At 34.1% G+C, this 23,660-nt stretch carries 19 protein-coding genes; 16 read left to right on the plus strand and 3 right to left on the minus strand.

The window, feature by feature from the left end; translation table 11 throughout:
• Window positions 1-427: 427 nt before the first annotated feature.
• The 13 genes from H9L18_RS01980 (at window position 428) to gshAB (ending at window position 18,777) form a co-directional block, all read left to right on the plus strand.
• Window positions 428-1,432, plus strand: a complete 1,005-nt coding sequence (locus tag H9L18_RS01980; RefSeq protein ID WP_126793538.1) for an ABC transporter ATP-binding protein — start codon at window positions 428-430, stop codon at window positions 1,430-1,432.
• Entirely contained in the window at window positions 1,429-2,379 is a 951-nt protein-coding gene (locus tag H9L18_RS01985) for an ATP-binding cassette domain-containing protein (RefSeq protein ID WP_126793540.1), read from the plus strand. Before H9L18_RS01980 ends, H9L18_RS01985 begins: the two co-directional genes overlap by 4 nt.
• A 1-nt stretch (window position 2,380) precedes the next feature.
• Window positions 2,381-3,343 (plus strand): oligopeptide ABC transporter permease, encoded by a 963-nt coding sequence (opp4B, locus tag H9L18_RS01990; RefSeq protein ID WP_126793542.1) that lies wholly within the window; start codon window positions 2,381-2,383, stop codon window positions 3,341-3,343.
• A 31-nt stretch (window positions 3,344-3,374) separates the two neighbouring features.
• Window positions 3,375-4,268: an ABC transporter permease gene (locus tag H9L18_RS01995; RefSeq protein WP_126793544.1), complete on the plus strand. Its 894-nt coding sequence runs from the start codon at window positions 3,375-3,377 to the stop codon at window positions 4,266-4,268.
• A 23-nt stretch (window positions 4,269-4,291) separates the two neighbouring features.
• On the plus strand, window positions 4,292-6,085 hold the full coding sequence (locus tag H9L18_RS02000; RefSeq protein ID WP_126793546.1) for an oligopeptide ABC transporter substrate-binding protein: 1,794 nt from the start codon (window positions 4,292-4,294) through the stop codon (window positions 6,083-6,085).
• A gap of 121 nt (window positions 6,086-6,206) precedes the next feature.
• Window positions 6,207-6,911 (plus strand): ribonuclease III, encoded by a 705-nt coding sequence (gene rnc, locus H9L18_RS02005; RefSeq protein WP_126793549.1) that lies wholly within the window; start codon window positions 6,207-6,209, stop codon window positions 6,909-6,911.
• 18 nt (window positions 6,912-6,929) lie between these two features.
• Window positions 6,930-10,505 (plus strand): chromosome segregation protein SMC, encoded by a 3,576-nt coding sequence (gene smc, locus H9L18_RS02010; protein ID WP_126793551.1) that lies wholly within the window; start codon window positions 6,930-6,932, stop codon window positions 10,503-10,505.
• Between the two features lie 16 nt (window positions 10,506-10,521).
• Complete coding sequence (locus tag H9L18_RS02015; protein ID WP_126793553.1) at window positions 10,522-11,334, plus strand: Cof-type HAD-IIB family hydrolase; 813 nt, start codon at window positions 10,522-10,524, stop codon at window positions 11,332-11,334.
• Between the two features lie 11 nt (window positions 11,335-11,345).
• Window positions 11,346-12,635: a signal recognition particle-docking protein FtsY gene (gene ftsY / locus H9L18_RS02020; protein WP_126793555.1), complete on the plus strand. Its 1,290-nt coding sequence runs from the start codon at window positions 11,346-11,348 to the stop codon at window positions 12,633-12,635.
• A 127-nt stretch (window positions 12,636-12,762) separates the two neighbouring features.
• Window positions 12,763-13,515: a DeoR/GlpR family DNA-binding transcription regulator gene (locus tag H9L18_RS02025; protein ID WP_126793557.1), complete on the plus strand. Its 753-nt coding sequence runs from the start codon at window positions 12,763-12,765 to the stop codon at window positions 13,513-13,515.
• Entirely contained in the window at window positions 13,512-14,429 is a 918-nt protein-coding gene (pfkB, locus tag H9L18_RS02030; RefSeq protein WP_126793559.1) for a 1-phosphofructokinase, read from the plus strand. Before H9L18_RS02025 ends, pfkB begins: the two co-directional genes overlap by 4 nt.
• A gap of 15 nt (window positions 14,430-14,444) precedes the next feature.
• Complete coding sequence (locus H9L18_RS02035; RefSeq protein ID WP_126793561.1) at window positions 14,445-16,352, plus strand: PTS fructose transporter subunit IIABC; 1,908 nt, start codon at window positions 14,445-14,447, stop codon at window positions 16,350-16,352.
• 148 nt (window positions 16,353-16,500) lie between these two features.
• A complete protein-coding gene (gene gshAB / locus H9L18_RS02040) occupies window positions 16,501-18,777 on the plus strand; it encodes a bifunctional glutamate--cysteine ligase GshA/glutathione synthetase GshB (protein WP_376765016.1) in 2,277 nt (758 codons plus the stop codon).
• Window positions 18,778-18,822: 45 nt separating this feature from the next.
• On the opposite strand, the gene H9L18_RS02045 is transcribed toward gshAB, so the two are convergent.
• The 3 genes from H9L18_RS02045 to H9L18_RS02055 are packed head-to-tail and all read right to left on the minus strand — an operon-like array spanning window position 18,823 to window position 20,832.
• A complete protein-coding gene (locus H9L18_RS02045) occupies window positions 18,823-19,203 on the minus strand; it encodes a hypothetical protein (RefSeq protein WP_126793565.1) in 381 nt (126 codons plus the stop codon).
• 38 nt (window positions 19,204-19,241) lie between these two features.
• Window positions 19,242-20,321, minus strand: coding sequence for a serine hydrolase domain-containing protein (locus tag H9L18_RS02050; RefSeq protein ID WP_185847468.1), 1,080 nt, complete (start codon window positions 20,319-20,321; stop codon window positions 19,242-19,244).
• A gap of 55 nt (window positions 20,322-20,376) precedes the next feature.
• Window positions 20,377-20,832: a YueI family protein gene (locus tag H9L18_RS02055; protein ID WP_126793569.1), complete on the minus strand. Its 456-nt coding sequence runs from the start codon at window positions 20,830-20,832 to the stop codon at window positions 20,377-20,379.
• 151 nt (window positions 20,833-20,983) lie between these two features.
• Between H9L18_RS02055 and H9L18_RS02060 the strand changes: the two genes are divergently transcribed.
• The 3 genes from H9L18_RS02060 to H9L18_RS02070 are packed head-to-tail and all read left to right on the plus strand — an operon-like array spanning window position 20,984 to window position 23,645.
• Window positions 20,984-21,931, plus strand: a complete 948-nt coding sequence (locus H9L18_RS02060) for an ABC transporter permease (protein WP_126793571.1) — start codon at window positions 20,984-20,986, stop codon at window positions 21,929-21,931.
• A complete protein-coding gene (locus H9L18_RS02065) occupies window positions 21,928-22,890 on the plus strand; it encodes an iron chelate uptake ABC transporter family permease subunit (RefSeq protein ID WP_126793573.1) in 963 nt (320 codons plus the stop codon). The genes H9L18_RS02060 and H9L18_RS02065 overlap by 4 nt, the downstream gene beginning before the upstream one ends.
• Complete coding sequence (locus H9L18_RS02070; protein WP_126793575.1) at window positions 22,887-23,645, plus strand: iron ABC transporter ATP-binding protein; 759 nt, start codon at window positions 22,887-22,889, stop codon at window positions 23,643-23,645. The genes H9L18_RS02065 and H9L18_RS02070 overlap by 4 nt, the downstream gene beginning before the upstream one ends.
• Window positions 23,646-23,660 lie beyond the last annotated feature (15 nt).

Genomic DNA, 23,660 nt, shown 5'->3' on the forward strand with positions numbered 1-23,660 from the left:
TCAATAAAAATATTTATAAACAAAATGAGATAATAATTTTATTAAAATTAAAAAACTCTCATTAAACTTTCTCTTTTTTTATTCACATTAAAACTATTGGTGATAAAATGCTCAAAGTGATTTTTAAGTTCTTAATGTTGGGATTGTTGATGTTTTTTTGGATTTTTATGGACAAAATGAGAATAAAAAAGAGAGATTAAATGAAAAGAAGAAAGTTGGTATACACCTCTTTATGAGGGTTAACACCTATTTTTTTAATGTTAATCTCATAAAGTGTTGGCAGAGACTATTGCTAAATACGTATAATTCTAATATAATTATAAGATATCATAGGGTTTTTTTATAAGAAGAAACTCTGAACAATAAATGAAGAGTTAGAAGTAAATATGAAATCGGTACGGGAATAGAACAGGAAAGGAGAATTCTATTGTTTGTTGACAACAAGTTATTAGAAGTTAGAAATTTGCACACTGGTTTTCGAATCAAAGACGATTATTTCGATGCAGTGGATGATGTGTCAATCACATTAGATAAAAATGAAATTTTAGCAATTGTTGGGGAGTCTGGTTGTGGTAAGAGTACGTTAGCCATGACAATTATGGGACTACAAGATCCTAATAAAACTAAAATTACAGGAGATATCATCTACAATGATTTGAATCTCGTAGGGCTATCAGAAACGTTATATAATAAGGTAAGAGGAAATGATATTGGGATGATTTTCCAGGATCCTTTGTCAGCGTTAAACCCATTAATGAGAATTGGTGACCAAATTGCCGAAGCGCTGTTTTATCACACTGATTTGAATGAAGAGCAAAGAAAAGAAAGAGCGGTAGAGTTGCTAGACCAAGTAGGGATTGTAAATCCTAAACGAGTAGCTAAACAATACCCTCATGAATTATCAGGAGGTATGAGACAACGTGTTATTATCGCGATTGCTATCTCATGTAAACCACCGATTATTATTGCGGATGAGCCTACAACGGCTTTAGACGTAACGATTCAAGCTCAAATATTAGATTTATTAAACGACTTACAAAAAGAAACAGAAGCAGGAATTATTTTAATCACTCATGATTTAGGTGTTGTTGCTGAAACAGCAGACCGTGTAGCTGTTATGTACGGTGGCCAAATCGTTGAAGAAGCTCCTGCAGATAGATTATTTACAAATCCAATGCATCCATATACACGTTCATTATTAAATTCAATTCCACAAGAAGACGCACATGATAGCGACTTACACGTTATTGAAGGAGTGGTACCTTCACTTAAAAATATGAAACGTGATGGTTGTCGTTTTGCTGAACGTATTCCATGGATTGATGAAGACGCACATGAACATAATCCGTCATTACATGAAGTAGAGCCGGGACACTTTGTTCGTTGTACATGTTACAAGCATTTTCACTTTAAAGAAGAGGGAGAAGCATAATGGGATTAATAGAAATTAAAGACTTAAAAGTACACTATCCTATTCGCGGTGGATTCTTCAATAAGGTTGTTGACTATGTATACGCAGTAGATGGTGTGAATTTTGAAATTGAATCAGGAACAACTTATGGTTTAGTTGGAGAATCTGGTTCTGGAAAATCAACGATTGGTAAGACAATTGTTGGACTTGAAAAAGCAACATCAGGCAGTATTATCTTTGAAGATAATGATGTTGTTAATAAAAGCGTTAGAAAAAAGATTGGTTATAATAAAGACGTTCAAATGATATTCCAAGATTCAATGTCAAGTTTGAACCCTAAAAAACGCGTTATCGATATTATCGCAGAACCAATTCGTAACTTTGAAAAATTATCTGATCAAGAAGAAAAGAAAAAAGTTCAGGGTTTACTAGATATTGTAGGGATGCCAACTGATGCCCTTTACAAATATCCTCATGAGTTCTCAGGTGGACAAAGACAACGTTTGGGAGTAGCCCGAGCAGTTGCGACTAATCCGAAATTAATTATTGCAGATGAGCCTGTATCTGCGTTGGACTTATCTGTACAAGCCCAAGTATTAAACTTCATGAAACGTATTCAAGAAGAATACAACTTGAGTTACTTGTTTATCTCTCATGATTTAGGTGTGGTTAAACACATGTGTGACAATATTGCCATTATGAATAGAGGTCGATTTGTAGAAATCGGCTCGCGTGAGGATATTTATACTAACCCTCAACATATCTATACAAAACGTTTATTGTCAGCTATTCCTAAGATTGATGTAGATAATAGAGCTGAGCATAAAGAAAATCGTCGTAAAGTCGAAAGAGAATACGATGAACTTTATAATCAATACTATGATGAAAACGGTCGAGTTTATGACCTACAAACTATTAGTCCAACTCATAGAGCAGCCGTTAAATTGAGCGAAGGGGGAGGAAAATAGTATGTGGAAAACAATCGTACGTCGTATTTTAGCAATGATTCCTCAAATCATTATTTTAAGTTTATTTATCTTTCTTCTAGCAAAAGCAATGCCGGGAGATCCGTTTACTGGTCGTGTTAATCCAAACACTGACCCAGCAACGATTGAGCGTATGAAAGAGTTAGCAGGATTAAATAATCCTTGGTATCAACAATATTGGGATTGGATCAGAAATGCAGTTCAAGGTGACTTTGGGCAAAGTTTTTTATACAAATTACCAGTAACTGATATTATTGGTTCACGTGTAGCGAATACAATTTGGTTATCGTTATTAACAGTTATTTTCACGTATTTAATCGCGTTACCATTAGGTCTTTTCTCAGGAAGATACCAAAATTCATTATTTGATAAAACTGTTGTTGTTTATAACTTCGTCAGTTTCGCGGTACCTATTTTTATCTTTGCTTTAGTGATGCTGTTTATTTTTGGTTACCGACTAGAGTGGTTCCCGACAACAGGATCCGTTAGTACGGGAATAGCTGAAGGAACAGTCCAGTACCAGCTGAGTCGTTTGTATCACATGATACTTCCAGCAATCTCGCAAGCTCTATTGGCAACAGCTGTAACCATTCAGTATTTACGTAATGAAGTAATTGATGCACAACAAATGGACTTTGTTCGTACTGCAAGAGCAAAAGGTGTTCCAACTAATAAAGTCTTTACAAGACATATTTTTAGAAATGCCTCATTACCAATTGCAGCTCAATTAAGTTATGAAATTACAGCTTTAATTAGCGGTTCAGTTGTTATTGAACAAACCTTTGCTTATCCAGGTATTGGTAAATTATTTATTGACACGATTAATGGTCGTGACTACTCAGTTATTACAGCCTTAGTATTAATTTTAGGGATTGTAACAATCGTCGGAAACTTAATTTCTGATATCGTAATGAGTATTGTTGACCCTCGTATTCGTATCCAATAAAAATACTTGTGATTAAGAAAGGAGAAGAGAAATGAGTAAAGAAGTTAAACAAGAAGCAGTCAGTATACCACCAACTGGTATGAAGATGATTGCACGAGAATTTAAAAAAGATAAATTAGCATTATTTTCATTAGGTCTTTTGGTTATTTTGTTATTAGCTATATTCATTGGTGCGTTATTAACAGACCAAGCAGCGGTTATGAAAGTAAGTATTTTAGATAAGTATGCTCCACCTGGAGATGGCTTTATTTTAGGAGCAGATGAAGGTGGACGTGATGTTTTAGGACAATTAATTATAGGGGCTAGAAACTCAATTGTTATTGGTTTTTCAATCACTATAATTACTTCGATTGTTGGGGTTGGATTAGGAATTATGGCAGGCTATTATGGTGGCGTTATTGATACAATTATCATGCGTATCGTAGACTTTGTCATGATTTTACCAATCACAATGGTTATCATTGTATTTGTTACAATTACACCGAAATACAATGTTTACAGCTTTGTAATGATTATGAGTTTGTTTTACTGGGTAGCAAAAGCCAGACTCTTTAGAGGTAAGGCATTATCAGAGGTCAGACGTGACTATATCAGTGCTTCAAAAACATTAGGAACGAATGATTTCAAAATCATGTTTGGCGAATTAATGCCTAACTTAAGTTCTTTAATCATTACCAATTTAACAATTAACTTTGCAGCTAACATTGGTATTGAAACAACACTATCTTACTTGGGATTTGGGTTACCACCTTCAACACCAAGTTTAGGTACGTTAATCGGATATGCATCTAATGGTGATGTGTTATCAGAGAAAACATGGATTTGGGTTCCAGCGTCAGTACTAATCCTGGTATTGATGTTAAGTATAAATTATGTTGGTCAAGCGTTTAAGCGTTCAGCAGATGCTAGACAACGACTAGGATAAAAAAACAAGGGGGAATGAAGGAAATGAAGTACAAAAAACTAATTAGTGCTATGGCACTTACTGCTGTAGTAACAGCAGGGCTTGCTGCTTGTGGTGGCGGAAGCAAAGACGGGAAAAAAGGTAAAGGCGAAGAAACTGAAGATATTGCAAAATTCCCAATGAAAACAAGTAATGACGGGAAAGCAGTAAAAGGTGGAACGCTCGAAGGCGCTGTTGTAATGGATACTCAGTTCCAAGGATTGTTTGACCCTGCATTTAACTCGGACAACTATGACACTTACTTTATGCAACCATCTCATGAAACTTTATTTGGTTTTGATAAAGCCTTCCAAATGGATGACACAGGTGTGGCTACATTTGATTTAGATCAAAAAGCTAAAAAAGGTACTATTAAAATTACTAAAGATGTGAAATGGTCAGATGGTAAACCATTAGTAGCTGAAGATATTATCCAACCATACTTAATCATTGGACATCCTGATTATGAAGGAACTGGTGGTGTTCGTTACGGTGAAAACATGCAACGTATTGTTGGGATGAAAGATTACCATGATGGCAAAGCTGATTCAATTTCAGGAATCAAAAAAGTTGATGATAAAACAGTTGAAATTGAGTATGAAAAAGTGGAGCCAGGTTTACTAACAGCTGATGGTGACGGTGGCCCATGGCAAAGTGCTATGCCAGCACATATCTTTAAAGATATGCCGGTTAAAGGAATGGAATCAAGTGATGCTATTCGTAAAAACCCTGTTACTTATGGACCATACAAAATGACAAGTGTTAAACGTGGTGAATTCGTTGAATATGCACCTAACGAATATTATTATGGTGAAAAACCAAAATTAGATAAAATTATTATGCGTCAAGCTCCATCAAACTCAATTGTTGAAGCTTTAAAAGCTAAAAAATATGATTTTGTATTCTCTATGCCAACAGATAGCTATCCAACATATAAAGATGTTGAAGGCTATGAAATGCTTGGTCGTGAGCAATTCAGCTATACTTACATTGGCTTTAAATTAGGTAAATGGGAAGATGGCGAAGTTAAATACAATAAAGATGCTAAAATGGCAAACAAATCATTACGTCAAGCAATGGCTTACGCTGTAGATAATCAAGCAGTAGCAGATAAATTCTACTACGGATTACGTTCATCAGCTAACTCATTAATTCCACCAGTATTAGGTGAAATGCATGACAAAGACCTTAAAGGTTACACTCAAGATTTAGATAAAGCAAACAAATTATTAGATGACGCTGGTTACAAGAAAAAAGATGGTGAAGAATTCCGTCGTGATCCAAAAGGCGAAAAACTTGAAATTAAATTTGCTTCTATGTCAGGTGGAGAAACAGCTCAACCACTTGCAGAATACTACATGGACCAATGGAAAGAAATTGGTTTAGATGTTCAGTTAACAACTGGTCGCTTGATTGACTTCAATGCGTTCTATGATAAATTGAAAAATGATGATCCAGAAGTAGATGTGTATCAAGGTGCATGGTCTGTAAGTTACAACCCATCACAAACACCTCTATACGGTGAAAAAGCAGCCTTTAACTACACTCGTTTTGCTAGTGAAGAAAACAGTAAATTATTAGCTGATATGGATTCAGAAAAATCATTTGATAATGAATACCGTGCAAAAGTATTTAAAGAATGGCAACAATACGCAAGTGAAGAAGCATTTGCATTCCCAACATTATTCCGTAATGAAGTAATGCCAATGAGCTCACGCGTTAAAAACTTTGACTGGGCTATCCAAAAAGAACATACTGGATGGGCTGATGTTGAGTTAACAGCTGAATCAAGAAAATAAAGTAACAATTATACTATCAACCTAAGAAAATTTCTTGGGTTGATAGTTTTTGTTTTAAATCGTAAGGAAACAACGTATAATGATAAGGGAACATTAGGAATGAGAGGAAGCGTTAAAATACATGATGGAAAAACTAATTAATTTATTAAAAGAAAAGTATGAAGTGATATTCAAGGACATCAGTCTTTTAGAACAAGCTTTTACCCATTCATCCTATGTGAATGAGCATCGACATTTAGAATTAACGGATAATGAACGTTTAGAGTTTTTAGGTGACGCTGTTTTGGAATTGATTATTTCAGATTATTTATTCCATAACTTTCAAGAGTTACCTGAAGGAAAACTAACTAAATTACGTGCAACAATTGTTCGAGAAGATAGTTTAGCTATGTTTGCTAAAGACTGTCAATTTGATCAATTTGTAAGACTTGGTAAAGGAGAAGAAAATTCAAATGGCCGTACGCGTGCCTCACTTTTATGTGATTTATTTGAAGCTTTTTTAGGCGCTCTTTTCATTGACCAAGGCCAAGTTGCCGCAAAAACATTTATTTATCAAGTGATTATTCCAAAAATCGAAGCTGGTGCTTTTTCACATGAGATGGATCATAAAACAGCTTTACAAGAAGTTTTACAAAAAAATGGAGATATTTTAATTGAGTATAGCTTAATTAATGAAGAAGGACCTGCTCATAGTAGAGTATTCCATGTAGAAGTTAAAGCAGGTGGAAAAGTTTTAGGTCTAGGCTCAGGTAAATCAAAGAAAGCAGCTGAACAAAAAGCAGCTGAGGTTGCACTAGCTGATTTAAAGAAAAAAAGTCAGCGGTAGGAAGGAGACTAAACTTTAGTGTATTTAAAACGAATTGAAATTGCTGGGTTTAAGTCTTTTGCAGACAGAACCATTATTGAATTTAATCAAGGATTAACTGCAGTTGTCGGACCAAACGGTAGCGGGAAAAGTAATATAACAGAAGCCATTAGATGGGTGCTTGGAGAGCAGTCAGCGAAAAATTTACGAGGGGGAACAATGCCAGACGTGATTTTTGCTGGCTCTTCTTCACGTGCCCCTTTAAATTTAGCAGAAGTGACTTTAGTCTTAGATAATGAAGAACGTTTTTTGCCAATCGATTTTAGTGAGGTAAGTGTCACTAGACGATTAACAAGAAGTGGTGATAGTGATTTCTTTATTAATAAGCAAAGCTGTCGCTTAAAAGATATTGTTAATTTGTTTATGGATTCAGGATTAGGTAAAGAATCTTTTTCGATTATTTCTCAAGGAAAAGTTGAGTCTATTTTTAATAGTAAGCCTGAAGATAGACGGGGGATTTTTGAAGAAGCAGCAGGTGTTCTTAAATATAAAACAAGAAAAAAAGAGGCAGAACGTCGTTTGTTTGAAACAGAAGACAATCTAAACCGAGTTCAAGATATTATCTACGAACTTGAAGCACAATTAACACCTCTTAAAGCACAAAGTGATACAGCAAAAAAATATCGTCATTTAAAAGAACAATTAACTGAAATTGATGTGAATATTACCGTTCAAGAAATTGAAAACCATAAATCAATTTGGGATGAAAAAGAAAAAGAAGTTAGTGTATTAGTTGAAACCATTGAAGCAAGAAAGAGTGATTTGCTTGTTGCAGAGACCAAATTAACGGAATTAAAAACACAACGTGAAACGGTTGAAATTAGTATTGAGGAAAAACAACGTCATCTGTTAGAGGTCACAACTCAATATGAACAATTAGAAGGTCAGAAAAAAGTGGTTGAAGAACGCCAACGTTTTTCTGTTCAAAATAAAACAAGTTATCAAGAGACTTTAGTGACGTTAGATGAAAAAGAATCGCTTCTTTTAGAAGAATTGGAAAAACTAATTGCTGAAAAAGCAGAACTTTCTAAAGCTGAAAAAGAATTGAATCAAGACGTAAAAGAGTTACAAGGGCAAGTCGCACGATTTAGTAAGTCTGCTAAAGAGCAGCTAGAGGATTTACGAAGTGATTATGTCGATGTGATGCAACAACAAACAAATATTAATAATGATTTAAAACATTTAGAAAAACAATACCAGCAAGAGATGGTTCGTAATGAAAAAGATGTAACGACTTATGACCGTTTATTGTTGGAAGAAAAAGAAACTAAAATTGAAAAAGAAACAAAAGAAAAACAGCTAGAAAAACAGACAGAAAAAGTTGCTACTTTGCTAACTGATTTTAGAGAAAAACAAGGTGAGTTTAACACGTTAAAACAACAAGTAACTGTTAACGAAAGACAAATGTATGAAGCTCTTAAAATTCTCCAACAAGCTCAAGCGAAAGAGAAGAGTTTAAAAGATTTGCAAGCTAGTTATTCAGGGTTTTACCAAGGTGTTCGTTCTGTCCTAAAAGAAAGAGACAATCTCGGTGGTATTGTAGGGGCTGTAGCTGAGTTGATTGAGGTACCTAAAGAAGTAACGTTAGCTATGGAACATTCTTTAGGAGCTTCTGCCCAACACATTATTACAGAGAATGAAGAAAGTGCTAGAAAAGCTATCTCTTACTTGAAGCAAAAACGAGTAGGACGAGCGACATTTTTACCTTTAACAACGATTAAACCTCGTCAACTGAATCAATCAATTCGAAATAAAGTAGCTCAGCATCCAGGTTTTATTGGTGTAGCGAGTGAATTGATTCAATACGACAAAAAAATTACTCAGGTTATCCAAAATATTTTAGGATTAACAATTATTGCTAAAGATTTACCAGCAGCTAATGAATTAGCTAAGGCAATTAATTATCAATATCGAGTGGTTTCTTTAGATGGAGACGTGATGAATCCAGGTGGTTCTATGACTGGTGGGGCAAGTAAATCTGGTCAAAATAACCAACTGTTTTCTCAAGGGCATGAGTTAAAAGAATTAGAAAAACAAGTTTCACAGATGGAGCGTCTATACGAAACAAAAGAAAAAGAAGTAAGGGCGTTAAAAGAAAGTTTCCAATTAGCTGAAGAGACGTTAGAAAATGTTCGAAGAGCTGGAGAAGAAGCTCGTTTATTAGAGCAAAATTTAACGAATGAAGTTGCTCAATTAGAACAAAGAAGCAGTCAACAAGAAAAAGAACGTCGTGCCTTTGAATATGAAAAAAGAGAGTTGCAACGTTTCTTAGAGGATTATCAAGAAGAAAAAGAACAGTTAGTGGAAGCTCAAGAAAAACTTGTCGAGAAAAAAGCAGATTTAGATAAGTTGATGAGTCAAACGAGCCAGTTAGAAGAAGAAAACGCTCAAAAAAAAGAAGAAGCTCAAAAACGACTCAACCAAAAACAATCAGATTTAGCTGTTTTACTTGAAAAAACGGTTCAAGTTGCTAAACGACAAACAGAGAAAAAAGTAGAGCAAGAAGAAGTTGCTTCTCAAAAGAATGCTATTTTATCTCAATTAGATTCTCAATCAACAGAACATGTGAATCAAGGTGAAAGAAGCCAAGAGATTCAAAAGCATATGGAAGAATTGAAGGAACGTAGAGAAAGCATTTCAATCACCTTGAACGAATTAAAAGAGACAAGAGAAAACTTGTTTAAAGAAATTTCTCTGTTAGATCAAGAGGTGACTGAAAAAAATCAAGCGATCCAAGAAGCAATGGATACTAAAACAACTTTAGAAGTTGCTAAGAATCGTTCAGAAATTTCTTTGGATACGGCTTTAACTTATTTACAAGAAGAGTATGGCTTGACTTATGAGCGAGGAAAATCTTTATACCCATTTGTAGAAGATTTTGAAAAAGGAAAAGTTTCTATTCAAGAGTTAAAAGCAGCTATTCAAACATTAGGCGTTGTTAACTTATCTTCGATTGAGCAGTACGAAGAAGTTAACGAACGTTATCAATTTTTAATTGCGCAACAAGAAGATTTGGTTCTTGCAAAAAATGAATTGTTTGAGACAATGAATGAGATGGACGAGTTGGTTATTAAAAAATTCCATGAAGTGTTTACAGATATCAGAGAAGAATTTAGGATTGTCTTTCCTAATATGTTTGGTGGAGGACATGCCGATTTAGTGCTAACTGACCCAACTGATTTATTACACACAGGGATTGATATTATTGCTCAACCACCAGGTAAAAAACTGCAAAGCTTAAGTCTGCTTTCAGGTGGAGAACGAGCATTAACAGCTATTGCTTTATTATTTGCCATTATTCAAGCAAGACCTGTTCCTTTCTGTATTTTGGATGAGGTGGAAGCTGCGTTAGATGATGCGAATGTAACAAGATACGGGAATTATTTACGTCATTTTGGTGAAGATACTCAGTTCATCGTTATCACTCACCGTAAGGGAACGATGGAAGCTGCCAATGTGTTATACGGTGTGACAATGCAAGAATCAGGCGTTTCTAAAATTGTTTCTGTTCATTTAGAGGAATTAGAAAATCAAGAAGAGTTAGAAATGCTTTAATATAAGGAGGATATCAATGATTAAGTTGATAGCAATCGATTTAGACGGTACATTGTTAACCGATGAAAAAACAATTACAGATAGAAATAAAGAAGTTTTAACAAAAGCTAAAGAGCAAGGCGTGAAAGTTGTTCTTTGTACAGGACGACCACTAATAGCAGTTGAATCTTATCTAAATCGCTTAGAATTAAGAGACTCGGGTGATTATAGTATTACGTTTAACGGAGGCGCTGTTCAAAAGAATGATACTGGAGAAGAGTTGTTATCTTATTCGTTAACGTTAAAAGATGTTCAAGATATGGCTGAGATAATGACAGAACTAGATTTACCTTTAGATGTTATTTCTGTTGATACTTGCTATAATTTGACAACATCAAAAAGTAAAAAATCATTGTATGAAACATTAAATCCTATTTTAGCTTTTAAAACAGTTTCACCAGCTGAATTAGACGAATCAATTACCTTTAATAAAATGGTTGTTGGAGTAGAACCAGCTTATTTAGATGAAAAATTAAAACAATTGCCACAAGAATGGTATGATAGATTTAACATAATGAAATCTCGTGAGTGTCTACTTGAAATTATTCATCCAGAGGTTAGTAAAGCTCATGGTATTGATTTATTAGCCAAGGAATTAGGTATTAAACAATCTGAAGTGATGGCAATTGGTGATGAAGAAAATGATGTTTCTATGATTGAATATGCCGGTATGGGTGTTGTTATGGGAAATGGTAATGAACGAGTAAAAAAATTAGCTCAATTTGTGACTAAATCAAATGAAGAAGATGGCGTTGCTTATGCTGTTGAAAAGTTTGTTTTAACTAAGTAAGGAGTGTATTTATGGGATTTTTTGATAAGATAAAAAAAGCAGTTCTGGGAGAAAAGCCAGAAGAAGAAAAAGAATTACTCTCAACAGAAGAGACTGAAGTAGAAGAATTAGCCGAAGAGACGGACTCTCCCGAGGCTGTCGAAACTACTACTGAAGAAGAAGCTAAAGAAGAGATAGAAGAGACCCAAGAAGAGGTTGTTATCGCACCAGAACCTAATATCGAGGAAGCTGTTGTTGAAGAAGTAGTAGAAGAAGTAGTAGAAACGCCTGTTATCGAAGAGCCTGTTATTAAAGAAGTTAAGGTTGAAATGCCAGTTGTGGAGGAAAAACCAGAACCTGTTGTTACACCAAAAGAAGAAACCATTGAAAAGTATGATAAAGGTTTAGAAAAATCTCGTCGAACATTCGGTCAATTTATGAATGACTTATTTTCTAACTTCCGTGTAGTAGATGATGAGTTTTTTGAAGAGTTAGAAGAAGCTTTGATTAGTGCGGATGTTGGCTTTGAAACAGCCTTACGTATTTCAGATGAACTTCAAGAAGAAGTGAAACTGAAAAATGCTAAAAAACAATCTGACGTTCAAAATACAATTATTGAAAAATTAGTTGAAATCTACGAATCTGAGGGTGTAGAAGAAAATAATGAATTAAACATCCAAAAAGACGGACCGACGATTATTCTTTTTGTTGGGGTTAATGGTGTGGGTAAAACAACTAGTATTGGTAAATTAGCTTACCGTTACAAACAACAAGGTAAAAAAGTCTTACTAGCAGCTGCAGATACATTTAGAGCAGGTGCGATTGACCAATTAGCCGTATGGGGTAAGCGAGCTGAAGTAGATGTTGTTAAACATAGTGCTGGTAGTGATCCGGCAGCTGTTGTGTTTGACGCTGTAGAGAAAACTAAAAAAGAAAATTACGATATTTTATTAGTGGATACAGCTGGACGTTTACAAAATAAAGTTCATTTGATGAAAGAGTTAGAAAAAATGAAGCGTGTTATTGAAAGAGAATATCCTTCAGCACCTCACGAAGTATTGCTAGTTGTTGACGCAACAACAGGTCAAAATGCAATGACCCAAGCAAAAGAGTTTAAAGATACGACAGATGTAACAGGAATTGTTTTATCTAAACTAGATGGAACAGCTAAAGGTGGTATGGTTCTAGCTATCCGTAACGAACTACATTTACCAGTTAAATTAGTTGGTTTAGGAGAAAAAATTACTGATTTAGAAGACTTTGAACCAAATCAATTTGTTTATGGCCTATTTAAAGATTTAATGGCTATGTACGAAAATTAAAAAATGAGGAAGAAATCAAGTAGAATGGTGACGTTCTCCTTTGATTTCTTCTTTTTTTAGAATTATGAAGGTTTTTGATTGAAAAAGAACGTTTATGATAGTATTATAAAAATATGGAGTGATTAATATGTTAACAGAAGAAAGGCAACATAAGATTTTATCTTTATTAAATGAACAAGAAATTATTAAAACAAGAGATTTAATGATGACTTTTGATGTATCAGAATCAACCATTCGTCGTGATTTACAAGAGATGGAAGAAGCTGGAATTCTAAAAAGAGTTCACGGTGGTGCTAAAGGCATAATCAAGTTAGAAACAGAATTAAACATGCGGGAGAAATCATCCAAAAACATTCATGAAAAACAGCGAATTGCTCAATATGCGGCGTCTCTTGTTTCACCAGGAGAATTTATCTATCTAGATGCAGGGACAACAACTTATGAAATGTTACCGTTTTTAAAAGAAAAAGACGTTCATGTGATAACGAATTCCGTATATCATGCAAGTGCTGGAGCAGATTTAGGAATTAAAACGACTATGATAGGTGGTGAAATTCGGATGGCAACAAAAGCCGCTGTTAGCAGTCAGGCCATTGAACAAATTAAATCATGCTATTTTGATAGAGCTTTTATGGGGATAAATGGAATTCATTTAGATTATGGATATACGACAGCAGATGCAGAAGAAGCTGCAACTAAAAAAACTGCTATGAATCAAGCGCAACATGTTTTTGTATTGGCAGATAAATCTAAGTTTAGTAAAGTGAATTTTTCTAAGGTAGGTAATCTAGAAGAAGCTTTAATTATTACAGACTCCTTGGAAGAGGATATCAGTGATCGTCTAAGAACCAAAACAACCATTAAGGAGGTTTTAAAATGATTTATACAGTAACATTAAATCCAGCGATTGATTATGTGATTCGAGTGCCAGAATTCAAGCTAGATGAATTGAATAAAACAACAGAAGAGTATAAATTTCCAGGTGGTAAAGGTATTAATGTTTCTAGAATTCTGAAAAATTTAAAAGTGGAATCAACTAACTTAGGTTTTGTCGGTGGTTTTACGGGAACTTTCATCCGTGAAAGGTTGGCAGAAGAGCGATTAATAACTAATTTTATTGAAGTACCAGGAGATACACGGATTAATATCAAATTAAAAAGTGATGTAGAAACGGAAATTAATGGACAAGGACCAACGATTGAAAAGATTCATTTGGATGCTTTAAAAGCGCAGTTGTTAGATGCAACACCTGAAGATTTAGTTGTCTTCTCAGGTAGTATTCCTAAAGGTTTACCTAATGATGTCTATATAGAGCTAGTTAAACTTGTAAAGGAAGAGGGAATTCCTTTTGTTGTAGATATTAGTAATGACCAATTACTAGATATTCTACCATTCAATCCAGTTCTAATTAAACCAAATCATCATGAATTAGCAGCTATCTTTAATACATCATTTAATTCTTTTGAAGAGATGATTCCTTATGGGGAAAAATTAGTTGAAATGGGTGCAGAACAGGTACTACTGTCGATGGGAAAAGATGGTGCAGCTTTGTTTAATGAAACAGGCGTGTACCGTGCACCAGGGTTAACTGGGGCTTTAAAGAATTCAGTAGGAGCAGGAGATTCTATGGTGGCTGGATTTGTCAGTCAATACGTTCAAGATAAAGATCCTATAAAGGCATTTACTTATGGGGTTGCTTCAGGAAGCGCAACAGCTTTTAGTGAAGATTTAGCGTTAGGAAAAGATATTTTAAATTTAGTCGAAAAAGTTAAAATAAATCAAGTTAAAAATTAATAGGAGGAGAAGAAAATGAAAATTATTGATTTGTTGTCAGTTGATGCCATGATTATGGACTTACAAGCTACTAAAAAATCAGATGCTATTAAAGAGATGGTCAATAAATTATATGAAGCAGGTCGAATTAATGACAAAGCTACTTTTGAAGCCGGAATTGTTGCTAGGGAAGAGCAAACTTCCACCGGTTTAGGAGATGGGATTGCTATGCCCCACTCTAAAAATGGTGCTGTCGTTAAGCCAACTGTTTTATTTGCTAAGAGTAGCAAAGGCGTTGATTATGAGAGTTTAGATGGTCAACCAACTTTTCTGTTTTTCATGATTGCTGCTCCAGAAGGGGCTAATGATACTCATTTACAAGCTTTGGCAGGTCTTTCTCGTTTACTATTGAATCCAGATTTAATCAATCAATTAAAAGGAGCTACTAAACCTAAACAGGTAATTTCTTTATTTGATGAAGCTCAAAAGAAATACGATGAAGAGCACAATGAAATGACTGAAGCTAAAGCTTCACCAGAACGACCTTTTGTGGTGGCAGTAACAGCTTGTCCAACTGGGATTGCTCATACTTATATGGCTGAAGATGCTCTTAAAAATAAAGCTAAAGAAATGAATGTCGATATTAAAGTTGAGACAAACGGTTCAGAAGGAGTTAAACATCACTTAACAAAAGAAGATATTGAAAATGCAGTCGGAGTTATTGTAGCCGCAGATAAAAATGTTGAGATGGCTAGATTTGAAGGTAAACATTTAGTTAATCGCCCTGTTAGTGATGGCATCAAAAAATCAGAAGAGTTAATTGATTTAGCCTTATCTGAAAAAGCACCTGTTTATCATCATAGTGGTAGTAGTGAAGCTTCAGAAGAAGAGTCAAGTACAGGAAGCATTGGTTCTCAGATTTATAAACATTTAATGAATGGGATTAGCCACATGTTACCATTTGTTATTGGTGGCGGGATCATTATTGCCCTATCCTTTTTAGTGGACCAAACAATGGGCGTTCCTCATAGTGAATTAAGTAAATTAGGTAGTTATCACCCATTTGCGGCTCAATTAAATACGATTGGTGGAGCAGCTTTTGGTTTTATGTTACCAGTATTAGCTGGATTTATTGCTTCTAGTATTAGTGACCGTCCTGGTTTAGTTGCAGGTTTTGCAGCGGGTGCATTAGCAAATGCTGGTGGAGCAGGATTTTTAGGAGCCTTACTAGGTGGTTTTATTGCCGGATATGTCGTTGAATTTTTAAGAAAAGTATTAAAAGGATTACCAAAATCTTTAGATGGTATTAAAACAATTCTCTTTTATCCTTTATTAGGAGTTCTAATTACAGGTGCTATTATGCTAGTAGTTAATGTACCAATGGCAGCTATTAATACAGGTTTGAATAATTTCCTAAATGGTTTATCAGGAGGTAATGCCGCTCTTTTAGGAGCACTACTTGGAGGTATGATGGCTATTGATTTAGGAGGCCCTATTAATAAAGCCGCTTACGTTTTTGGTACAGGGACGTTAGCTGCAACAGTTGCCACAGGTGGAAGTCCTATGATGGCAGCGGTTATGGCTGGTGGTATGGTACCACCTTTAGCGATTGCAATTGCAACTATTCTATTTAAAGATAAATTTAGTCAAAAGGACAAAGACGCTGGTTTAACGAATGTGGTAATGGGCTTTTCTTTCATTACAGAAGGAGCGATTCCATTTGCTGCATCTGATCCGTTAAAAATGATTCCAAGTTTTGTGGTTGGTTCAGCTTTGGCTGGTGCTCTTGTTGGAGGTACAGGTATTAAACTGATGGCTCCTCATGGTGGTATTTTTGTTATTATGTTAGTTAACAAACCAATTTTATACTTATTGTTCATTTTAATTGGATCATTTGTTAGTGCTCTTGTACTAGGTTTTTTAAAGAAAAAAGTAGCCGAATAAACAAGTAGAAGGTAAAAAACGGAACTGATTTAATTATCAATTTTGTTTTTACCTTCTTTTTTTTGAAACAGAATTTTAGAGAATGTTTTTAAGGAGTGCTATAATGATTGGAGAAAAGAATGATAAAGGCATAAGGTGACAAATTATGATAAAAAAAATAAAAGAGACACTGGCGTCTGAAACAATCAGACCTTTATTTAAAGAATTCCGTATTGGCTTGGAAAAAGAGAGTCAACGTATTACGCCAAAGGGGTGTTTAGCTAAAACGGATCACCCTAAACAAGTGGCAAGTCGAGATATTCATCCTTATATACAAACAGACTTTAGTGAAACTCAAATAGAATTAATTACTCCAGTATTTGATTCTAATGAAGAAACACTGCGTTTTTTAGGGGCGTTACATGATGTAACACTACGTTCTTTAGATGATAATGAAAGGTTATGGCCTCTAAGTATGCCACCAACCTTACCAGAAGATGACCGAGAAATAATTATTGCTAAATTAAGTGACCAAGGTGACGTGAATTACAGACGCTATTTAGCAAAAGTTTACGGAAAAAGAAAACAAATGGTTAGTGGGATTCATTACAATTTTGAGTTTTCAGAAGAGATGTTGAAAGCAATGTATGAAGAAGAGTCTCGCGAGTTAACATTTGAAGAATTTAGAACTGAAGTTTATTTAAAAACGTCTCGCCACTATTTAAGATATCGCTGGTTAATAACTTATTTATTTGGTGCAAGTCCATACGCAAAACCAGGTTATTTTACAGAGGAATCACCAAATGAACCAATTAGAAGTATTAGAAATAGTCATTTTGGCTACACCAATCGCCCAGAGATAAAAGCTTCTTATGAGTCTTTAAATCAATACGTAGATGATATTGAGCATTTAGTTGATAATGGTGATTTGATAGAAGCTAAAGAATTTTATTCGTCAGTTCGATTGAGAGGAACAGATAATTTAGAAGAGTTACGTCAAAAAGGGGTTCGTTATATTGAGTTGAGAAATATTGACTTAGATCCTTTTGCAGAATATGGTACAACTCTTGAAACCTTAGAATTCCTTCACTTATTTGTGATGACTATGTTGTGGTTAGATGAAAGAGATGATATCAAAACACTCTTAGACGAAGGAGTGGAAATTAATGATCAAGTCTCCTTAGAAAATCCATTTAATAAAACAGCTCTTTATGATGAAGGTATTTGGCTATTAAATCAAATGGAAGAAATGGCTAATCAATTGAATCTTTCTGATAAAGAAAGAGAATTAATTGAGCGTGGTAAAGAGGCATTAGAAGCACCAGAAAAAACGTTAGCTGCTCGTGTTGTTTTAGCTGAAGATAAAGAAGTGGCACAAAACAAAGAGTTAGGAACAGAATTAGCAGAACGTTATCATTCACAAGCTTTTGAGCGTCCTTATCAGTTATCAGGTTATCGTCATATGGAATTATCGACTCAAATATTTATGTTTGATAGCATTCAAAATGGCGTAAAAGTGGAAGTATTAGATGAGAATGATCAATTCTTAAAGTTGAGTTTTAATAAACGAGTTGAATATGTAAAAAATGCGAATATGACAAGTAAGGATTCTTATGTTGTGCCACTTTTAATGGAAAATAAAACAGTTACTAAAAAGGTACTGGCTAAAGCTGGATTTAAAGTCCCTGGAGGAAAAGAATTTTCAACAATGGAAAAGGCAGAAGATAGCTATGAGCTATTTGCCAAAAAAGGATTTGTTGTAAAACCTAAATCGACCAATTACGGCTTAGGAATTTCTATTTTTAAAGATGGCGCTTCTTTTGAAGATTACCAAACAGCATTAGAAATCGCTTTTAAAGAAGATGTTGATGTTCTAGTCGAAGAATTTTTACCAGGAACAGAGTATCGCTTCTTTGTTTTAGATGGTAAAACACGCGCCGTTATGTTGAGAACACCTGCTAATGTAGTGGGGGACGGTGTGATGACTGTTGAAGAATTAGTTGTTGAAAAAAATAAAGATAAGCTAAGAGGAACAGATCATAGAGCACCATTAGAATTAATTCAGCTAGGTGAATTAGAACGGTTAATGCTAAAAGAGCAAGAATTAACGATTTTGAGTGTTCCTAAAAAGGATCAAATTGTTTATTTACGAGAAAATTCTAACGTGAGTACCGGTGGTGATTCCATTGATGTGACAGAAGAGATGGATGAAAGTTATAAACAAATAGCAGAAGCTGCTACAGAAGCGTTAGGTGCTAAGATTTGTGGGATTGATTTGATTATTCCAGATAGAAACAGGCCAGGAAATAAAGAAGATGATTCTTATGGTATTATCGAAGGCAACTTTAACCCAGCTATGCACATGCATATTTATCCGTTTGCAGGTCTTGGTAGACGGTTAACAATGGATGTTTTAAGATTACTTTATCCAGAAATTAAAAAATAAAAAATAGCTGTTGAAAAGTATAATGCTTTTCAACAGCTATTTTCGTTAGGAATGTATACTCATTGTTTGCTTTGTTGGTTCGTCCACTTTCAATCCTGTTTTCTTTTCCCACCAGTCATTTAATATAGCGACATGAGAGTCAGGGAAATTATGTAAATCAATAGATAGATGAGGATAAGATAAAGCTAAATTACTCTTTAATTCTGCTAGTAAATTATAATATTGGAAAGCAGCAAAGTATAGATCTTCCTCATTATCAGAGACAAGGGCTTCTGGAATTCGTTCTAACATAAAGCCTAGACTTCTGAAAACAAAACGTAAAGCTTCTTCTGAATCGTGATCAATTGTATCAATGTCTTTTAATAACATGATGTGAGCATGAAGTGCTTGAGCTAATTCTTTTTTGATTAGACTACTTTGTTCCATAACAATCGCTCCTTTAAAATAGACTTACTATAAAAAAATTAAAGTAATAATAATTGTTCATACATGTTAGTCATTAATTGTTCTGGATACTCATCTTTGGATTGGTTGGAAAGAAAAATGATGACATTTTGATTGGTAATATCACCGTATAGATAACTACTATAGCCACCTCGAGTACCTTCGGAAGAAATATTTCCAGTTCGTTCAATTAATTGATTGTGTTCAATTCCTAAAAGTTCTAAATAATCTTCATCTTTTAGTAAGACACCGTTGTTTAAAGAAATTTCAAAAGTTGCAACATCTTTTGCTGTAGAGTAGAGATTTCCAGCTCCAAGTAAAGTACTCATTAATTCTTCAGAGTAAACGGCGCCATCTGTTACATAATCAGAATCATTTCTATGGTAGTACTCAGTTGGAATAGTTTTACCTTTAGGCAGATGATTCCAAAGATAAGTATTATTCATTTCTAAAGGATCTAAAATTCTTTTTTGTAAACTTTCTTCATAAGGCATGTCATCAAGCTTTTTAATGATTCCAGCTAAAAGCGTATAGTTTCCATTAGAATAGTTATAGTTGTTGTTATCTTGGAAGACACTAGTTTCCAGAGCGTTTGCTAATTGCTCATCCTCAGTTGTTAAAACTTTTCCAATTGATACTTCAGGCATTACATAACCACTTGTGTGGTCAATTAATTGGCGAATAGTAATTTCATCAGCATGTTCTAAATCAGGATAAAAATCAGTTAAAGTTGTGTCGTAAGTTAACTTATCTTCGCTGATTAATTGAGCAATTATGACAGCAGTCATATTTTTTTGAAGAGAAGCAATTGGGTAAATAGTGTCAGTGGTATTTTTGATATTTTTATCTTTATTTGATAAGCCATAACTATTGGTATAAACAAATTCACCATCTTTAACAATTGCGACAGTACCAAAAAGATTAGCAGAATTAATTAAGTCATCGATTTTTTCTTCAGCTGGATTTGGAGATGAGGCTTCCGTTTTATTTGTTTCAGCATGAAGAATATTATTTTTAAAGTAAAAACTAGAAAACGCGAGAATCACCAAAAAAACAGAAGCGACAGGAATGAACCATTTTTTATTCTTAATGTTTGTCAAAATAAAACCCCTCTTAAATAATGATTAAAATTATCATATCGCGTATTTTTGAAGATTAACTGAATATTTTTTTAAAAAACCCAGATTTTTTTTCTTTTTGAACGTTAGGTGTGGTTGTTATTTTTTTAGAAAGTTTTTCTTTTACTGAGATATCTTCTAAGTCAATCGGTTTACTTAAAGTAAAAACCATGGCAATATCATCACCCTTTAAACGTTCTGCATCTGAATCTACAAGACGAAAATCAATCTTTTTTTGCTGCGTAAGCTTCATAAAATGATTTTGAATTGTCATGCTACTATTAGCGTCAATTAATAAAGTACCATCTGGATGATTCGCGAATTTTTCTAAACAAAAAGCATCGTAGGCATTTTGTTTAGCTTCATCAAATGTCATGATGAAAACAACACGTTCTCGGTAGGTTCCCAGATATTTTTTTTGCTCATCGGGTTTTATTTTGGGTGTTCCGTACATCCCTTTGTCTAAATAATCTTGAATGTCTTTTTTTGCCAATTACCTAACTCCTTTCTCTTGTTTAATACCTTAAGTATACCACAGGTTTGATTAAACATGATTTTATAAAGCTATTGCATTTTTGTTTCAATTTAGTTAAACTGGATTGGAAATGAAAATCATTATCAATTAGGAAATTGAAAGGGTTACTATGAAAAAAACAATACCTATTGGTTTATTAATCTTTTTTTCAGTTTTATCGTTATTTGTTGGTGTTCAGAGTATCTCGATTACTCATCTATTTCAATTTAGTGATTTAGAGCAACTTGTTTTTTGGAATACGCGCATTCCTCGAACAGCTAGTTTAATCATTGCTGGAGCAACGAGTAGTGTCTGTGGGTTGATTATGCAGCACTTAACTCAGAATAAATTTGTTTCACCAACGACAGCAGGAACGATGGACAGTGCAAGATTAGGCATGTTGGTTGCCATGTTATTTTTTCCAGCAAGTTCAATTTTAATTCGTTCTTTTATCGCTTTTATTTTCGCCTTTTTAGGCACTTACTTATTTATTCAATTAATTAAAAAAATACCGGGAAAAAATCAAATCATGATACCTCTTGTGGGCGTTATGTTTGGTAACATTATTGGTTCAGTCGTTACTTTTTTTGCGTATCAATTTCAACTAATTCAAAATATGACTTCATGGCTGCAGGGTAATTTTGCCACAGTGACTAAAGGAGATTACGAGCTAATCTACGTTTCTGTTCCAATTTTAATTATCTGTTATTTTTTTGCTTACAAATTTACAATTGTCGGCATGGGAGAAGACATAGCTGTTAATGTGGGATTAAATTATGAAAGAACTCAAATGCTAGGTCTTTTGTTAGTTGCTGTTACAAGTAGTGTGACACTTGTAACTATCGGAGGACTTCCTTTTTTAGGTGTCATTATTCCAAATATCGTTTCTCAATTTTATGGTGATCAGATGAAGCAAACCTTATGGATTACTGCAGTTTCAGGAAGTTTATTTTTAGTTATGTGTGATATATTATCCCGCGTGATTAGGCAACCTTATGAAGTTCCTGTCAGTTTAATCGTAGGTGTTATTGGTAGTATCATTTTTATTGTCTTGCTGGTAAAGGGGGCAAAAGAATGAGAAAACACATTAAATCAAAAATGATTATTCAATTAGTCTTATTGAGTGTATTGACGATAGCAATGATTATGTTGTTTTTAACGTATCAAACATATGGAAATTGGGAATTTGCTTTATTATTAAGAGGAAAAAAATTACTCGCCTTTGTTATTGTTGGCATTTTAACAAGTTTTTCAACCATTACCTTTCAAACTCTAACTCAAAATCATTTTTTAACACCGAGTATTCTAGGTTTTGATTCTCTATATGTTTTAATTCAAACAGTCCTCTTTTTTATTTGGGGAAGTTCTCATCAAAGAGATCCTCGTTTGTTTATCATAAATGTAGTATTGATGGTCTTTTTAAGTGTTCTACTTTTTTCAGCGTTGTTGAAAAAAGAGAAACAAGATCTGTTTTTATTGTTAATGATTGGAATGATCTTAGGGACTTTGTTTAAGAGTATGAGTACTTTTTTACAAGTGATGATGGATCCAAATGAATATGATAAATTACAAGGGAAATTGTTTGCTAGTTTTAGTAATGTTGAAGTTTCTCTCCTTGTTTTGGTAATACCTATTGTAATGTTGCTTGTTATCCTCTTTATGAAGGCAGCTAATAAGCTAGATGTTCTTCATTTGGGAATGGACCAAGCGATTAATTTAGGGATTAACGTAGGAAGGTTTCAAAAATATCTTCTTTTTTTAATTAGTTTATCCGTTGCTTTAGCAACTGCATTAATTGGTCCTATTACTTTTTTAGGTTTTATTGTCGCTAATGTGACATATCAATGGTTAGAAACTTATAAGCACACTTTTCTTTTTTTAGCTGGTGCGTTATTAAGTATTTTATTTCTTGTTTCAGGTCAATTTTTAGTGGAACAAGTTTTTCAAATGAATACAACCTTAAGTGTTGTAATCGAATTTAGTGGTGGCCTTTACTTTGTTTGGAAACTATTAAAGGAGAGAGGAGGAAATACGTGATGCAAATAGATCAAGTGACAAAAAAGTATGGCACAAAAGAAGTTATTCATGAAGTTGATTACCAAGTAACCCCTCATAAATTGACAGCTTTTATTGGTCCTAATGGGGCTGGAAAGAGTACTCTGCTCTCTATTATGAGCCGTTTGATTGATAAGGATCAAGGAGGCATCTATTTAGAGAAAGAAGAAATAAAAACTTGGAATCAACAGCAACTAGCTCAAAAGTTATCGATTCTAAAACAAGCTAATGGAACACAGCTTAAATTAACAGTAAGAGAGTTAGTGGCGTTTGGTCGGTTTCCCCATAGTAAAGGAAAGTTAACTGCTTTGGATAAAGAAAAAATTGAAGAAGCCTTGTCTTATCTTGGGTTACTTGATTTAGCAGAAGAAAGCATCAATACACTTTCTGGAGGACAATTACAAAGAGCTTATATTGCAATGGTTCTAGCTCAGGATACAGAGTATATATTCCTAGATGAGCCACTCAATAATTTAGATATGAATCATGCGGTTCAATTAATGAAGACAATTCGTCGATTAGTGGATGAAAAGAAAAAAACAGTCATTATAGTACTTCATGATATCAATTTTGCAGCAAGCTATGCAGATGAAATTGTAGCAATGAAAGAAGGTAAAATTTTTAAAACAGGAACAACAGAAGAAGTTATCACAAAAGAAGTTTTGGATGATCTTTATGACATGAGTGTTCGTGTCTGTGAGATGGAAGGAAAGAGATTTTGTTTGTATTTTAATTAAGAGGAGCGAATGGAA

The organism is Vagococcus carniphilus (assembly GCF_014397115.1).
GTDB classification, from domain to species: Bacteria; Bacillota; Bacilli; order Lactobacillales; family Vagococcaceae; genus Vagococcus; species Vagococcus carniphilus.

Coding starts and splice junctions, on each gene's coding strand:
- opp4B (WP_126793542.1), top strand. CDS start 2,381: ATGTGGAAAACAATCGTACGTCGTATTTTAGCAATGATTCCTCAAATC.
- H9L18_RS01995 (WP_126793544.1), top strand. CDS start 3,375: ATGAGTAAAGAAGTTAAACAAGAAGCAGTCAGTATACCACCAACTGGT.
- H9L18_RS02000 (WP_126793546.1), top strand. CDS start 4,292: ATGAAGTACAAAAAACTAATTAGTGCTATGGCACTTACTGCTGTAGTA.
- rnc (WP_126793549.1), top strand. CDS start 6,207: ATGATGGAAAAACTAATTAATTTATTAAAAGAAAAGTATGAAGTGATA.
- H9L18_RS02015 (WP_126793553.1), top strand. CDS start 10,522: ATGATTAAGTTGATAGCAATCGATTTAGACGGTACATTGTTAACCGAT.
- ftsY (WP_126793555.1), top strand. CDS start 11,346: ATGGGATTTTTTGATAAGATAAAAAAAGCAGTTCTGGGAGAAAAGCCA.
- H9L18_RS02025 (WP_126793557.1), top strand. CDS start 12,763: ATGTTAACAGAAGAAAGGCAACATAAGATTTTATCTTTATTAAATGAA.
- pfkB (WP_126793559.1), top strand. CDS start 13,512: ATGATTTATACAGTAACATTAAATCCAGCGATTGATTATGTGATTCGA.
- H9L18_RS02035 (WP_126793561.1), top strand. CDS start 14,445: ATGAAAATTATTGATTTGTTGTCAGTTGATGCCATGATTATGGACTTA.
- H9L18_RS02045 (WP_126793565.1), bottom strand. CDS start 19,203: ATGGAACAAAGTAGTCTAATCAAAAAAGAATTAGCTCAAGCACTTCAT.
- H9L18_RS02060 (WP_126793571.1), top strand. CDS start 20,984: ATGAAAAAAACAATACCTATTGGTTTATTAATCTTTTTTTCAGTTTTA.
- H9L18_RS02065 (WP_126793573.1), top strand. CDS start 21,928: ATGAGAAAACACATTAAATCAAAAATGATTATTCAATTAGTCTTATTG.